Here is a 14856-nt window from a genome sequence, read left to right on the forward strand (position 1 = left end):
CGCGGAGAATGCAATGAGTGAGATGACCCCGTCGCAGCGCTACGCCGCCGGCGTACAACGCGGCGACTGGCGCGCCGACCCTGCGCAGCAGGCGGCCTTGGCCGAGCTGGACCGCATCCACGAGGCGCTGGTGGACAGCGCGCAAGATGGTTGGCTGGACCGGCTGTCGGCGTTCTGGAAAAAGCCCGAGCCGGTACGCGGCTTGTACTTCTGGGGCGGTGTCGGGCGCGGCAAGACCTTTCTGGTCGATCTGTTCTACGACGGCCTGCCGATCAAGCAGAAATACCGCACCCACTTCCACCGCTTCATGCGCGGCGTGCACGAGCAGTTGCGCGAGCACGCCGGGCAAAGCGATCCGCTGGCACGCATCGCCCAGCAGTGGCGCGAGAACCTGCGCGTGCTGGTGCTGGACGAATTCTTCGTTACCGATATCGGCGATGCGATGCTGCTGGCACGTTTGCTCGAACGCCTGTTCGCCGAAGGCGTGACGCTGGTGACCACGTCCAACACCGCGCCGGAAAACCTCTATGCCAACGGCTTGCAGCGCGACAGTTTCATGCCGGCGATCGGGTTGCTGCAGAAGTTCTGCGTGGAGCTCTACGCCGAAGGCACCGAGGATTACCGCATGCGCGCGCTGACGCGTTCGCCGGTGTATCGCGCGCCGTTGGATGCGCAGGCCGACGATTGGCTTGCGCAGCGGTGGGCCGAGTTGAGCGGCAACGCCGAGGCGCGTGCCGGCAATATCGAAATCGAGGCGCGCAAGATTCCGGTGCGCGCACGCGGCAAGAGCATCGCCTGGTTCGATTTTGCTGCGCTGTGCGAAGGCCCGCGCGGACCCAGCGACTACATCGAGATTGCGCGCGAGTTCACCACCGTGTTGCTGGGCGGTATTCCGCACTTCGACCGCATGAACGAAGACGCCGCGCGCCGCTTCGTCAACCTGATCGACGAGCTGTACGACCGCCATGTCAATCTGGTCTGTACCGCGCAAGACGCACCGCCGGCCCTATACAGCGGCCAGCGCCTGGCCGGTGCATTCGAGCGCACCGCTTCGCGCCTGATCGAAATGCAGAGCGCGGAGTATCTGGCAACGGCGCATCGCGCGTGAGTCGGTCATCGGATAGGCGATGACCTGTGCGATTGCCACTGCCGTGCATGTGCGGTGGTGGCACTGCACTGCCGGCAGCGTGACCGCTCAACTGCGGTTGACGACGATAGTCGGGTTGTTGCTGGTACGTCCTTCAATTCCTTCGTGGAGCCGATGAGGCGCCCCAGGTGATGCCGTGCGCATCCGGCGATCGTGATACGTGCCGCCGCCATGTCACGCGCGGCTGTGGCATCCCTGCCACAGCGCCTGATCCTGCAGCGCTACTGCGAAGGCCCCAGCTCCCAGCCAGCGTCCGAAGTTCTGGTCGCAATGGCCGATGGTCCCCTACGGAGCCAAGCCGCAGAGAACATCCCAAAAAATCGCTTGCAATTAGATCGTACACTATGTAAATTGCGCCCCATGGACACCGCCACGGCCACCACTGCCCGCACCGATGCGCTGCTGCAGCTCGACAACCAGCTGTGCTTTGCGTTGTATTCGGCCAACCTGGCGATGCACAAGCTCTACCGCGGCTTGCTGAAGGCGCTGGACCTGACCTACCCGCAGTACCTGGTCATGCTGGTGCTGTGGGAGACCGACGAACGCAGCGTGTCGGAGATCGGCGAGCGCCTGTACCTGGATTCGGCCACGCTGACGCCGTTGCTCAAGCGCCTGCAGGCGGCCGGGTTGGTGACCCGCACGCGTGCGGCCAACGACGAGCGCCAGGTCATCATCGCGTTGACCGAGACCGGCCGTGCGTTGCGCAGCAAGGCGGGCGCGGTACCGGAGCAGGTGTTTTGTGCGTCGGCCTGTTCGTTGGACGAACTGCGTCAACTCAAGCAGGAACTGGAGAAGCTACGCTCCAGCCTTGGCGCCGGGTGAGCTTCCGGCATGTGCACTGTTTTGCAACGCGTCGTACACGATTCAATCGTCAACTATTGAACCTATTGAACCCTCATGCGCCCCTCGCGCTCACCCTGGAGAACCACCATGGCCTCACCTGAAAAAGTCCTCTACACCGCCCACGCCACTGCCACCGGCGGCCGCGAAGGCCGTGCCGTGTCCTCGGACAAGGCGCTGGACGCCAAGTTGTCCACCCCGCGCGAGCTCGGCGGCGCCGGCGGCGACGGTACCAATCCTGAGCAGCTGTTCGCAGCCGGTTACGCTGCCTGTTTCATCGGTGCGATGAAGGCCGTGGCCGCACAGGACAAGCTCAAGCTGCCGGGCGAAGTGAGCATCGACAGCAGCGTGGGCATCGGCCAGATCCCGGGCGGCTTCGGCATCGTCGTGGAACTGCGTATCGCCGTGCCGGGCATGGACAAGGCCGAACTGCAGACGCTGGTCGACAAGGCCCATCAGGTCTGCCCGTACTCCAATGCGACCCGCGGCAATATCGACGTCACCCTGACCCTGGCGTAATGCAGGCCAGGCCGCGATGCGCAGTGCGTGTCACGGTTTCAACGACGGCCCGGCGCATGCGTCGGGCCGTTGTGCGTTGTGGCTTGAGAAGATTGCAGGTTCGCGCACGCGTTGCCCGGCGATGACGCGCCAGCGGGCACTTCGGCGTCGCCTGTCATGGCATGCGCCGCGCGGCGTACGCACCGTGACGCACGGCAAGCGCATCGAGCAGACGTGCGCAAGGCGATACGCTGCTTAGCGCCTCGCCGCAGCCGCCACGCCAGTGGAGGCCACGACATCCGCCGGCTGCGGGTGCGCGTTGAGTTCCAGCATCTGCAGGCGCTCGCCGTTGAAGCGGTACTCCAGCGCTTGCTGCACGGCGTAGAGCGCTTGCGCCCGCACGCACAGGGTGCGGGCCTGCGCTTGGAGCGCGTCGCTGCGGCCCTGCATCTGCCGCTGCATCTGAGCATCCAATTGCTCGCCGCGGCGCTCCAACTGCGCAGCGCGTCCGCTCATCACCGTCCACATCATGCTGCGGGTGAGGCTGCCGGCCAGCGCTTCGGCCGCATGTTCGACCTTGGCCTCGAAGCGCTCGTCGAATATGGCTTGCTCCCATCGTCCGCGTCCGAGGGTGTCCGCCACCTGCGCCCGTGCTGCCGTGCGCAATTGCTCGACCTTGCGCTGCTGGCGCGCGCTGCCGGACAGCACGTGCACCACGCCATTGAGCGCATCGAACGTGATGTCAACCACCGACTGGGCAACCGACGCCACCGCCGGCATCAACGCGCGCGTGCCTTGCTCCAGCTCGCGCAGGCGTTGCGCGTCGGCGGCGCTGACCGGCTGTGGTTGGCGGTCCACGTTGAGCTCGCCACCGTGGAAAAAGATCTCGCGCGGCAGGCCCTGTTTGCGGCGCAGCCAGATACCGCCGGTACCTGCGAGCACGTCGTAGGAGGTGCTGACCGTGCATTGCTGCGAGGACAGCCGCGGCGCTGCGGTCTGGGCCTGTGCGGCGCAGGCCACCAGCAGCCACAACGGTGCGAAAAACACGGTGCTGCGCATGCGGTGACCTTGGAATCGGGCCTTCAGCATTGCGCACGGTGCAGGGCGCCGCCATGGGAAGGAAGTCAGGGTGCCGCCGGTGCGCGTCGACAGGCGGTTGCAGCGAAGCGTGAACCCGGTCGAGCATCGGCGCACTGACGGCATTCAAACGACGCGCTCACTTGATTCTCACGGCTGATGGTGTGAATTATGTTGCACAGCAGCATCGGAGCCACGCAATGCTCGACCCACGCATCGAAAAGGTAGACCTGGCGCTTACCGAGATTGCCCAGGACCCGTCGGAAAAGGTGGCGCTGTGGCAATGGGCATGCCGCGAAATGCTGCACGAGACGCTGATCGGCATGCACCAGCTTTCGCATCTGGCCGGCATCGCCCGGCAGGTGGCCAACGACTGGCGCGAGCCGGTGGATGTCATCGCTCCCGCAAAGCCCTACCTGGCCGCGTCGGCGCTTGCCGACCGCCGTCTGCCGCAGGTGCTCGACGGCCTGGGCAGCACGCGCGACGACAACGACCGCGCCACCCTGTGGCGATTGCGTTACGCGAGCCTGATCGCCTCGACCCTGCAAGGCATGCAGGCGCTTGCCGAAAAGCACCGCATCGACCGCCAGGCGATGGCAATCGGGCCGTTGAACTAGCGGCGATCGGGCCGCACCTCGCGGTTATGTGTCGTGCACGTGGCTAACAGCTGACGCTTGCGCGTCCGTTCAAAGGCGCATCTCACCCGGCAGCATTACCGGATCATCTTCAACCCGAGGTTTCTGCACGGGCCGTGCATCACGACACGGTCTTGCGCACAGGCTGCCGGTGCCGCGCAGCTGAATTCCACCGTCTACCAACAACGTATTGCGCAGCAAAGGTGTTCGGCGGGCCGCCATCAGCCCATCAGGCCGATGACGGGGTACCGCTGAACGATCAGGCAGCTGTTCGCCTGATCGAAGGGGCGTTCATCTCGCCACCGTGACAGGCGGGCGCCACCCGCGTCGATACCAGAAAGCCTGCCTTGCATTGGTTCGGGCATTGGTGACAAAACGCTTCAGCCGTGTGTGAGAAGTTGGCGCCCAACTCAAGGGCGGGCGACCCAAGGCATCCAGGCGCGCTGCATCTTTCAGGATCGCTGTCGTCGTGCGCGGCGAGATGGGCTGTGCGTCATCCAGTCCGTAGGCTTGCCGCGCCGCATCGGCGGCCAGCGCCTTACGCGTCCGCGGCGATAACTCTTGCAGCCTCTGGCGCGTACTTTGGACCAGGTCGGGGGCGATGACCGGAGTTGAGGCATAGATCTTGCGAGGTACGGGCGGGGTGCGAACGACGCTCTCTACGCCGCGCAGATGTGCATGGAACTCGGTTTGCGGATCCTCGATTTCGGCTTGCAATGCGCGGGTCCTGGCCAGCGCATCGATTGCACCCGGCTTGTCGAAGCGCTCAATCGGATAGGTGGATGTGCGGTGGTATGTGCCGGCCCAGCGCGAATCCCTGAGTAGAACCGCCGGACCATCGGACCACGAGTCGAGAACGACGGCCGAGTCTTGGGCCTCTGCCGAGCCTGGAGGCTGGTACAGCGCGTACATGTGGGCGCACGCTTCGTCACAGACGTTGGTTATCTGCCCGCCACCCTCCATGCGGGCCGCATGCCGGCGTGTGTTGATCGCTGCGTTTTGGTCACAATTGCCTGCGCTGACAGCCAGCGCGCAACCTGCCATCAAATTGATGTCATGTTTCCCGGGCCAGTAAGACAGGAAACTGTAAGACAGGTAATTACAGGTGGAGCTGCGCCCATTGCTGAGCCGAAAATCGCTCTCGATATTGCCTCGTCCATGATGCAAGGCCAGCCGTGTCTCGTGCACCGTTGCCGTCGCGTCGGCCAGGCGTTGACGGTCGCGAACGTCTTCAATGGGCCTGCCGCTGAGGCGCATTCCGAGTTGGTAGGCGGCCTGCTGGACTTCGTGCGGCTGCAGGGTCGGTTTCCCGGAGCGCCTCCGCCTCGCACGGGCAGCACCGAGTCTCGCCAAGCCCTGCAGGCTAGGCGGCACCGATGGCTCGGGTAAAGGCGCGGGGGCGGTGACCTGCTCTGAGGCAGGGCTTTCGGGATGCTCAGGTGACGCTGCCACGCTCGACCCAGACATCGCCGGCTTTGAAATGCATAGTCCCATGTCGCTCTCCGATCATGAACCCCGCACCCAGTGTGGCAAGGTGCTCGGCGAACGTTGCTGGTTCGCCGAAGTCGTGTGTGGGATCACGAATGATTGGCGCTGGCGCCGCCGCGCATTGGGTTGCTTGGGAATGGAAAACCGCAAGCGCGAAGGGTGTAGAGAGGCACGACGAATGCCGTTAGTCCAGAGCGACCACGGCCTTGCCGAAGTTCTTGCCGCGCAACACGTCGATCAGGCCCTGCGGGGCGCTGTCCAGGCCGTGCAGCACGTGCTCGCGGTACTGAATTTTGTCTTCGCGCAGCCACTGGCCCATTTCGCGCAGGAAGGCAGGCATCAGGCGGATGAAATCGTGCTGGATGAAGCCGCGCACCGTCAGGCGTTTGCGCAGCACCTGGCCCATGAAGTCGGGCAGGCGATCCGGGCCGGGGTGGGCTTGCCCGCGGCTGTTGTAGGTCGCGATCACGCCGCAGACCGGGATGCGTGCAAAGTCGTTGAGCTGCGGCAGCACCGCATCGAACACCTTGCCGCCAACGTTTTCGAAATAGATGTCGATGCCGTCCGGCGTTGCGGCGCGCAACTGCTCTGCAAAGTCGTCGGCGCGGTGGTCCAGCGCCACCTCCACCTGCAGCGTGTCACGCAGGTAACGTACTTTTTCTTCGCCACCGGCAATGGCGACCACGCGCAGGCCCTGCAGGCGTGCCAGCTGCGCCACCGTGGCGCCGACCGGGCCGCTGGCGGCAGCGACCACCAGCGTTTCGCCGGGCTGTGGCTTGCCGATTTCATGCAGGCCCGCATACGCGGTAAACCCGGGCATGCCATAGACGCCGAGCGCGGTGCTCAGTGGCAGGCTGTCGTCCTTGGGCAGCTTGCGCAGGGGTGTCGTGGGGGTCAACAGGCTATGCGTCTGCCAGCCGCCGGGCAGCACCAGCAGATCGCCAGGCTGATAGTCGGCGTGATTGGACGCAATGACTTCGCCGACGGTGCCGCCTTCCATCACGGCATCGATGGCCACTGGCGCGGCGTAAGAGGGACCTTCGTCCATGCGGCCACGCATATACGGGTCCAGCGACAGGAAGCGATTGCGGACCAGAATCTGGTCGTGCCCGGTCGGTGCGACGGCGACCTCTTCGATGCGGAAATTGTCGGCGCTGGGTTCTCCGTGCGGGCGCGATGCCAGCACGATGCGGCGGTTGATGATGGACGTCATGGGAATGGCTTGTAGGCAGTCCGCGCGTGCGCGGTCGGATGAGCACAGCCGCTGTGCGGCTGCGCGGGAGAGTGCTGTCACAGGCGCAGCAGGGTGCATGGTCGGCACACAACGCGACATGCCCCCTGATGCACTAGCGCGGTGCCGATGACTCCGGCGCGCTGGCGCTGTCCAGTTGCGCGATCTGATCGGCGCTGAGCGCCACGCGTGCGGCTGCCAGCACATCGTGCAACTGGGTCACGCTGGTGGCGCTGACGATCGGCGCGGTCAGGCCGGGGCGTGCGATCAGCCAGGCCAGCGCAATCTGCGCAGGCGTTGCATTGTGCGTCACGGCCAGATCGTCCAGCGCCTGCAGGATGCGCAGGCCACGCGGGTTGACGTACTGCTTGACCACCGATGCACCGCGTGCGCTGCTCTTGCCGGCGTCGTCGGCGCTGCGATATTTGCCGGTGAGAAAGCCGCTGGCCAGCGAGTAATAGCTGATCACGCCCAGCCCGCGTTCGCGCACGAGGGGCTCCAGTTCGGCTTCGTAACCGGCGCGGTCGTACAGGTTGTATTCCGGCTGCAGGCTTTCGTAGCGCGGCAGTTTGTACTGCTCGGAAATATCCAGCGCATCGCGCAGGCGCGCAGCGCTGTAGTTGGACGCGCCGATCGCACGCACCTTGCCTTGCTCGATCAGTCGGCCGAATGCTGCCAGCGTGGCTTCCAGCGGAATCGATTCGTCGTCTTCGTGCGCCTGGTACAGATCGATCACATCGGTCTGCAGACGCGTCAGCGAATCTTCCACTGCTGCTGCGATGTTGTCCGGCGACAGGCCGGGATGCTCGCTCCACTTGGCGACCTTGGTGGCGATCAGCACCTTGTCGCGCTTGCCGCTGCGCGCAAGCCAGCGCCCGATGATGGTTTCCGATTCGCCGCCGCGATTGCCCGGTACTCAGCCGGAGTAAGCATCGGCCGTATCGATGAGATTGAAGCCGGCATCCACGAATGCATCGAGCAAGGCGAACGAGGTCGCCTCGTCCGCGCTCCAGCCGAACACATTGCCGCCGAAGACGATCGGTTGAACCTGCAGGCCGGAGCGGCCGAGTGCGCGGGGTTGGGTCATCGTGGATGCTCCTGATTCGAACTGGCAACAGGATAGTCACGCACACCGATGTTGCGTGTGACATCTGCGTGGATTCAGCGTTCCGCCGATCGTCCTCAGCAGCTCACGGGATCTGAACATGTCGGCGACGGGGGACGCGGCAACAGGCCTTGTGCGAATGCACGACGGGCACATGGCAGGCCCTGGAGCGCATGCTAGGCTCGCGCTACTTTTTCCCGGATGAGGGTGCTGCGATGATCGGCAACAAGCTGGCCTGTGCATGTGTGATGGGTGTGGTGGTGGCGATGAGCGCGCCGCTGGCGATGGCGGTGAAGCCTGCCGATAGCGCGAGCTTGCCCGCGCCCGACGCCGCATTGCAGGCAGCCATCAACGGCAACTGGCGCGACCGCGTGTACGTGCAGCGCGATCAGTATCGCCATCCCGGTCAGACGTTGGCGTTCTTCGGCATCAAGCCGACCCAGACCGTCATCGAAATTACTCCCGGCGGCGGCTGGTATTCGGAAATCCTGGCGCCGTACCTGCGCGAAAAGGGCAAGTACGTGGCTGCGGTGGTCGACCCGGCGTCGGCACCGGAAGGCCGCAGCCGCGATTACGCGCAGCGTGCGCGCGACGAGCTGGAGAAGAAGTTCCATGCCAAGCCGGAGGTGTATGGCAAGCCCTCGCTCGTGTCGTATGTGCCCAAGTCGCCGTCCTTTGGCGTGGACAACTCCGCCGACCTGGTGCTGACCTTTCGCAACGTGCACAACTGGCGCATGGCCGGCACTGCCGAGGCGATGTTCGCCGGCTTCTACAAGGTGCTCAAGCCCGGCGGCGTGCTTGGCGTGGTCGAACATCGCGCCAAGGCCGATGTGCCGGCCGACGACAAGAGCGGCTACGTTGGCCAGGCACAGGTGATTGCAATGGCCGAAGCCGCCGGTTTCACCCTGGTTGGCAAGAGCGAGGTCAACGCCAACCCGCGCGACACCAAGGACTACCCGGGCGGTGTGTGGACGCTGCCGCCCAGCAACAGCCATGACAAGGCCGACGATGCCAAGTACCAGGCCATCGGCGAGAGCGACCGCATGACCTTGAAGTTCGTCAAGCGCTGACGCCCGGCTGCATGCCGGCGCGTTGCGCGTGTCGGCATGCAGATGTTTGACGTCATCAGGGCATGTGCAGCGCGTCGCGCAACAGGATTGGCAATGTTGGTGTTGTTGAACAAACCCTACGGTGTGCTCTCGCAATTTAGCGACCGCTCGCAGCCGCCCAAGCGCACGCTGGCCGAGTTCGGCTTGCCGCCCGATGTGTATGCCGCAGGCCGTCTGGACCATGACAGCGAAGGCTTGCTGTTGCTGACCGATGACGGTGCATTGGCGCATCGGCTGACCGACCCGCGCCACAAACAGCCCAAGACGTACTGGGTCCAGGTGGAGGGCGCGCCGCAGCCCGAACAACTCCAGGCGTTGCGCGACGGGGTGGTGCTCAACGATGGACCCACCCGGCCGGCACAGGTGCGCATGCTCGACCAGGCACCGCAGCTGTGGCCGCGCGATCCTCCGGTGCGCGTGCGCAAGACCGTGCCCGATGCCTGGCTGGAGCTGCAGATCACCGAAGGCCGCAACCGTCAGGTGCGGCGCATGACCGCGGCGGTGGGCTTGCCGACCTTGCGCCTGGTGCGCGTGGCGATCGGCGATTGGCGGCTGGACGCGCTTGCACCTGGGCAGTGGCGCGCTGAAGACACTGCCAGCGCGCGCCCGAGCCGGAGCCGGCGCTGAGGTGTGGCGTCTGTGACGGGCGCGGTACGCGTGGCAGGGCGGCAAGGCGTTTAGCCGCTGACAAGACGTTCGCGTCGCCGGCGGGCGCAATGACCGGAGCGTGTGAGCGGGGAGATCCTGTTCTTGTCTCCCGCTTCGCCTGAGCCACGCATGGCCGACCGTTATTCGATGGGTTCGATGGTCGTCCCATCATCTGACGCAGACGGCACGCAGCGTGGGCCCCTCAATCGCTGACATCGATGCATTGCGCTGCACGCAGACATGCATGCCACAAACGAAAACGCTACGGCTTGGTGCCGTGGCGTTTTTGCATGACTTCGCGCGTTGGCTTATTCGATGCCGTCGCTCGGGGTCACTGCACCGCGGCGCTGGTAGGCCGCACGGCGTGCGTTGGCATTGCTGGCATGTTCGCGATCCAGACGATGCACATTGCCGCCGAGCACCTGCTGGTCACGCTGACGCTTGCGGTACACCGCATAGCCGATCAGGCCCAGGCCTGCGACCGCGGCGGCAACCGTCACGGCCGGGTTGCGCTTGACCAGTTTGCTGGCGGCCTTGCTGCCGGTGCGCACTGCGCCGAGCGCGGCGCCGGTCTTGAGCCATTCGCTTGCGCTCGGTCCGAAATGACGCAGGCTGCTGCCGGCGTGGCGTGCCTGATCGCCCGCATTGGACGCGGCATGACGCAGCTGGTCGCCCGCAGTGCCGGCCAGTTCCAGGGCACGCTCCAGGGCGCGTTCGGTGATCACAGTCAGCTTGCTCATCGGAGGCGTTTCCTTTCTGAGTACGTGATCTGCAGTCTGTGCGCTGATGCGTATAGGCGGCGTTAGCGGGACCGGGTGCCGTTTGGCTTACGGTTAGGTAGTGCGCCGCGGTGGATTCCGAGCGCCCGTCTGTTTCACCGCCGCCGCGGGTCCGTGCGTTTCAGGTGCCGCGTGGCTTTGCTCTGTGGGTTGCTGCAGCTGTCCGCGCCGCAGGAGATTGCGAGCGCCTGTCTGTTTCACCGCCGCCGCGGGTCCGTGCGTTTCAGGTGCCGCGTGGCTTTGCTCTGTGGGTTGCTGCAGCTGTCCGCGCCGCAGGAGATTGCGAGCGCCTGTCTGTTTCACCGCCGCCGCGGGTCCATGCGTTTCAGGTGCCGCGTGGCTTTGCTCTGTGGGTTGCGGCGGCTGTCCGCGCCGCAGGAGATTCCGAGCGCCCGTCTGTTTCACCGCCGCCGCGGGTCCGTGCGTTTCAGGTGCCGCGTGGCTTTGCTCTGTGGGTTGCTGCAGCTGTCCGCGCCGCAGGAGATTGCGAGCGCCTGTCTGTTTCACCGCCGCCGCGGGTCCATGCGTTTCAGGTGCCGCGTGGCTTTGCTCTGTGGGTTGCTGCAGCTGTCCAGGGATCATCCGGCCACGGATGCCTCGGATACCGCCCCTTCATCTCTTTTTTAACGTCCGGATACGTATTCGCCCAGAAACTCTTCAAGTCCTGGGTCACCTGCAACGGCCGCCCGCCGGGCGAGAGCAGGTGCAAGGTCAACGGGATGCGGCCGTCGGCGATGCGTGGGGTTTCGGCCAGGCCGAACAGTTCCTGCAGTTTGACCGCCAGCACCGGCGGTAGCGGTTGGCCGGCGGGGTCGAGGGCATAGCTGATGGGGCGCTCCATGCCGGAAGGCACGCTGATGCGGGTGGGCGCATGGCGGTCGATCCACTGGCGGCGCTCCCAGGGCAGCGCGCTCTTCAGTGCTTCGCCCAGGCTGGCCTCATCCAGCGCGTCCAGGCGGGTCTTGCCGGCGAAGGCCGGGCGTAGCCAGGTGTCCAGCGTCTCCAGCAGTGCGGCATCGGAGAGATCGGGCAGCGCCAGCTCTGGCATCCATCTGTGCAGCGACTGCACGCGGGCGCGCCACTGCTGCAGGCTTTCTGTCCACGGCAGGGCGTCCAGGCCGAGTTGACGCACTGCGTCGGTGAGCGCGGCTGCGGCGTGTGCCGGGTCGACGCGGCCGGCCGGGCGGCTGTCGAGCACGATGCGGTCGAAGCTGGATTGGCGGCGGGCGACCAGGGCCCGTTTGTCCGCGTCCCACTGCACCACGTCCTGCTGCACGAAGCGCTCGGGCAGGCTGCGACGCAGGTAGGCTTCATCCACCGGCGCGGCGCGCAGCAACAGCGCATCCTTGGCTTCATAGCGCAGTTCGCTGGCCACCAGCCACGGTTCGCCGCGCAGATCGCTATGGTCGAACAGGCGCGCGCTGCGGCCGTTGGCGAGCAGGTAGCGCAGCGGGTCGGCCGGATGGCGTGCGGCGATGCGATCGGGAAATGCGTGCGACAGCAGGTCGCCGAGCGCGTGCGCCTCCACGCTGGATGGCGGGGCGCTGTCGCAGCGCAGCCGGCGCCGCCATTGTTTGGCAGCGCTGTCGATGGCAGCCAGGCCGCCACGATCGGCGTCGGCCGCGCTGCGGCCCTGACGAAATGCCGCCAGCGCCCGCCAACGCGCGGCCAGCCCATCGCCACCCTGGCGCAGTGGGTCGCGCGCTTCCAGCAGCGCGGCCAGGTCGCAGGCCAGCGCCACACGCGGCGCATCGCCGGCCTGCGCCAGCATCGCCGCCAGGCGTGGATGCGTGCCCAGCGCGAGCATGCGCCGGCCGAGCGTGGTGATGCCGCCGCTTGCGGTGAGCGCGCCCAGCCGCTGCAGCAGCTCGCGCGCGGCGGCCAGTGCGCCACTGGGCGGCGCATCGACAAAGCGCAGTGCGCTGCTGCCCCAGGCGGCCAGTTCCAGCGCCAGGCCGGCCAGTTCCACCTGGGTGATCTCGGCACGGCGCTGCGGTTCCAGCCGTTGCGACTGCGGCCACAGCCGGTAGGCCCAGCCGCTGGCGACACGCCCGGCGCGGCCGGCGCGCTGGTCGGCCGAAGCCTGCGCAATGGCGGCCACGTCCAGCCGCGAAAACCCGCTGTTGGGGTCGTAATGCGGCTCGCGCGCCAGCCCGCTGTCGATCACCACGCGCACGCCGGGCAAGGTGACCGAAGATTCGGCCACGTTGGTGGCCAGCACCACGCGGCGGCGGCCTTGCGGGTCGGGCTGCAGTACCTGGCTTTGCGCCTCCACCGACAGCTCGCCGTGCAGCGGCAGCACCTGCACCGCCGGATCCAGCGCCTCCTGCAGTGCGCGATGCACCCGCGCGATCTCGCGCTGGCCGGGCAAAAACACCAGCACGTCGCCGGGATGCGTGGACAACGCGTGCTCCACCGCGCGCCGCGTCTGCGGCTCCAGCGCTTCGTCGCGGCGCGCCGGAAAGTGCGCAATCTCCACCGGGAAACTGCGCCCGGCACTGCTCAGCCGCGGCGCTTCCAGAAAGCCGGCCAGGCGTTCGCCATCCAGCGTGGCCGACATCGCCACGATGCGCAGGTCATCGCGCACCTGCGCCTGCACATCCAGCGCCAGCGCCAGACCCAGGTCGCCGGCCAGATGGCGTTCGTGGAATTCGTCGAACAGCAGCGCGCCGACGCTTTCCAGCATGGGGTCGTCCTGGATCAGCCGGGTCAGGATGCCTTCGGTGACGACTTCGATGCGGGTGCGCGCGGAGGTCTTGTTCTCGAAGCGGATGCGGTACCCCACCGTTTCGCCGACCGGCTCGCCGAGCTGGCGCGCCATGAACTGCGCCGCGCTGCGGGCCGCCACGCGGCGCGGTTCGAGCATCACGATTCTGCGGCCGGCCAGCCACGGCGCGTCCAGCAACGCCAGCGGCACCTGGGTGGTCTTGCCGGCGCCGGGCGGGGCTTCCAGCACCAGCCGCGGATGCGCAGCGAGACTGTCGCGAATTTGCGGCAACAACGGGGAGATCGGAAAAGCAGGGTCGGTCATGCGCGGGAAGGATACGTTTCTGCTGCATAGAGTGCGACAGAGACCTGTGCGCAACTGCCGGCAGCCCGCTGCGTTCCGGCTCACCACAATACAGCGCACGAAACGCTCCACGCTGCAGCGAAACATTGGGTGCGAGAGACGTAATCGCAGCGCTAAATCGGAAATCCCCGTATCCCACTTGGTCAAGGTCTTTCCACAATCGGCAGGCCACTCCGCCAATCCAGAGACGCTATGAACGACTACGGTTCTTATCGCTACCTGCCTGCCGATGGTTGGTACGCTACCTATCCCCAAGTGACCGATACCGACCAGGTGCGCGTCTTCCAACGTGTGGCGCTATGGCGGGTTGCCCCGCACGGTACCATCGTGGGTCTGATCTCCTCGCCCGACGGCGACCAGGAGGACATCGAGTCGCAGCTTCTCAGTGCCCCGCGCGGACAAGGCGTCCACTACATCCACATGGATGATATGACCGAACAAGAACGCGAGCAGATCCGCAACAGACGTTTCAGCTGATCGCACCTGCTGCGTTTTGGGCGCCGTCACGCGTGATCTGACGACGACGGTACGGATGGCGCATGGTCATTCGTACCGTGGTGGCGATTTAGAGCGTGCGTGCGGTTCTCATGCTCTTGCGCCGACAAAGGGCATCCGCTGGACAAGCGCCAGCGGCCAAGCGCGTGCGCTGAAGATCATCCCGCTTCGCGCATCCGGGCGGTCAGGCCCTTGAGGAAGGCGCGCAGCAGCTGGTCGCCGCAGGGGCGGAAATTCTTGTGGCCGGGTTGGCGAAACAGTGCGGAGAGTTCCGGCTTGGACAGCGGGAAACCGGCGCTGGCGAAGATGGCGTGCATGTCGACGTCCTTCAATTCGAAGGCCACGCGCAGCTTCTTCAACACCAGATTGTTGCCGACGCGGGTTTCCAGCGGGCGTGGCGGCTGGCTCTCGTCGCGGCCGCGGAAGCGCAGCACCAGGCCGTCGAGAAAACGCGCCAGCATCGCATCGGTGCAGGGCTCAAAGCCCGGCTCGTCTTCCTTCTTCAGCCAGGCCTGTACCTGCGGCTTGTCGAGCGCGAACTCGGGGTCGGCCAGGTGGGTGATGTCCACCACCTTGTCGTCGCTGAGGTCGAGCATGTAGCGGATGCTGCGCAGTACATCGTTGTGGATCATGACCGTTCCGGTGCCCCGGCCTGTCGCCGGAAAGCGGCCATTCTACGGGGCTTGAGTGAAACCGGTCTGACACTGTGCGCAGGCGGTCATGCGCACCGGCAG

13 protein-coding genes and 1 pseudogene are annotated in these 14856 nt (G+C 66.0%); 7 read left to right on the forward strand and 7 right to left on the reverse strand.

Annotated elements, in window-relative coordinates; genetic code table 11:
- The first annotated feature begins 13 nt into the window (after nucleotides 1-13).
- The 3 genes from zapE (at nucleotide 14) to AC1POX_RS01315 (ending at nucleotide 2506) form a co-directional block, all read left to right on the forward strand.
- Nucleotides 14-1108: a cell division protein ZapE gene (gene zapE / locus AC1POX_RS01305; RefSeq protein WP_011345994.1), complete on the forward strand. Its 1095-nt coding sequence runs from the start codon at nucleotides 14-16 to the stop codon at nucleotides 1106-1108.
- 399 nt (nucleotides 1109-1507) lie between these two features.
- Nucleotides 1508-1969, forward strand: coding sequence for a MarR family winged helix-turn-helix transcriptional regulator (locus AC1POX_RS01310; RefSeq protein WP_005912321.1), 462 nt, complete (start codon nucleotides 1508-1510; stop codon nucleotides 1967-1969).
- 108 nt (nucleotides 1970-2077) lie between these two features.
- Nucleotides 2078-2506, forward strand: a complete 429-nt coding sequence (locus AC1POX_RS01315; protein WP_003488682.1) for an organic hydroperoxide resistance protein — start codon at nucleotides 2078-2080, stop codon at nucleotides 2504-2506.
- Nucleotides 2507-2740: 234 nt separating this feature from the next.
- Here the strand turns inward: AC1POX_RS01315 and AC1POX_RS01320 are convergent, their stop codons facing one another.
- The gene (locus tag AC1POX_RS01320) at nucleotides 2741-3544 is read right to left on the reverse strand and encodes a DUF2884 family protein (RefSeq protein ID WP_372356655.1); all 804 of its coding nucleotides are present in this window, start codon (nucleotides 3542-3544) and stop codon (nucleotides 2741-2743) included.
- 218 nt (nucleotides 3545-3762) lie between these two features.
- Between AC1POX_RS01320 and AC1POX_RS01325 the strand changes: the two genes are divergently transcribed.
- Nucleotides 3763-4179: a hypothetical protein gene (locus AC1POX_RS01325; RefSeq protein WP_014089047.1), complete on the forward strand. Its 417-nt coding sequence runs from the start codon at nucleotides 3763-3765 to the stop codon at nucleotides 4177-4179.
- Between the two features lie 309 nt (nucleotides 4180-4488).
- On the opposite strand, the gene xopE is transcribed toward AC1POX_RS01325, so the two are convergent.
- From xopE to AC1POX_RS01340, 3 genes and pseudogenes are all read right to left on the reverse strand, one after another.
- Nucleotides 4489-5691, reverse strand: coding sequence for a XopE/AvrPphe family type III secretion system effector (gene xopE / locus AC1POX_RS01330; RefSeq protein WP_372356656.1), 1203 nt, complete (start codon nucleotides 5689-5691; stop codon nucleotides 4489-4491).
- A 178-nt stretch (nucleotides 5692-5869) separates the two neighbouring features.
- Nucleotides 5870-6898 carry an NADP-dependent oxidoreductase gene (locus AC1POX_RS01335; protein WP_122273426.1) on the reverse strand — a complete coding sequence of 343 codons (1029 nt, stop codon included), beginning with the start codon at nucleotides 6896-6898 and terminating at the stop codon, nucleotides 5870-5872.
- 133 nt (nucleotides 6899-7031) lie between these two features.
- Nucleotides 7032-8003, reverse strand: a pseudogene (locus tag AC1POX_RS01340) (aldo/keto reductase).
- A gap of 233 nt (nucleotides 8004-8236) precedes the next feature.
- On the opposite strand from AC1POX_RS01340, the gene AC1POX_RS01345 reads away from it, so the two are divergent.
- Both AC1POX_RS01345 and AC1POX_RS01350 read left to right on the forward strand, forming a co-directional pair.
- Nucleotides 8237-9091 (forward strand): class I SAM-dependent methyltransferase, encoded by an 855-nt coding sequence (locus tag AC1POX_RS01345; RefSeq protein ID WP_011346001.1) that lies wholly within the window; start codon nucleotides 8237-8239, stop codon nucleotides 9089-9091.
- A gap of 93 nt (nucleotides 9092-9184) precedes the next feature.
- Nucleotides 9185-9757 (forward strand): pseudouridine synthase, encoded by a 573-nt coding sequence (locus tag AC1POX_RS01350; protein WP_029818317.1) that lies wholly within the window; start codon nucleotides 9185-9187, stop codon nucleotides 9755-9757.
- A 329-nt stretch (nucleotides 9758-10086) separates the two neighbouring features.
- On the opposite strand, the gene AC1POX_RS01355 is transcribed toward AC1POX_RS01350, so the two are convergent.
- Both AC1POX_RS01355 and hrpB read right to left on the reverse strand, forming a co-directional pair.
- Nucleotides 10087-10518: a hypothetical protein gene (locus tag AC1POX_RS01355; RefSeq protein ID WP_372356657.1), complete on the reverse strand. Its 432-nt coding sequence runs from the start codon at nucleotides 10516-10518 to the stop codon at nucleotides 10087-10089.
- A gap of 568 nt (nucleotides 10519-11086) precedes the next feature.
- Nucleotides 11087-13588 carry an ATP-dependent helicase HrpB gene (gene hrpB / locus AC1POX_RS01360; RefSeq protein WP_372356658.1) on the reverse strand — a complete coding sequence of 834 codons (2502 nt, stop codon included), beginning with the start codon at nucleotides 13586-13588 and terminating at the stop codon, nucleotides 11087-11089.
- A 231-nt stretch (nucleotides 13589-13819) separates the two neighbouring features.
- On the opposite strand from hrpB, the gene AC1POX_RS01365 reads away from it, so the two are divergent.
- Nucleotides 13820-14104 (forward strand): hypothetical protein, encoded by a 285-nt coding sequence (locus AC1POX_RS01365; RefSeq protein ID WP_008572328.1) that lies wholly within the window; start codon nucleotides 13820-13822, stop codon nucleotides 14102-14104.
- 176 nt (nucleotides 14105-14280) lie between these two features.
- Here the strand turns inward: AC1POX_RS01365 and AC1POX_RS01370 are convergent, their stop codons facing one another.
- Nucleotides 14281-14754, reverse strand: coding sequence for a YehS family protein (locus AC1POX_RS01370; protein ID WP_003489391.1), 474 nt, complete (start codon nucleotides 14752-14754; stop codon nucleotides 14281-14283).
- Nucleotides 14755-14856 lie beyond the last annotated feature (102 nt).

The organism is Xanthomonas sp. NCPPB 3442, from assembly GCF_056725145.1.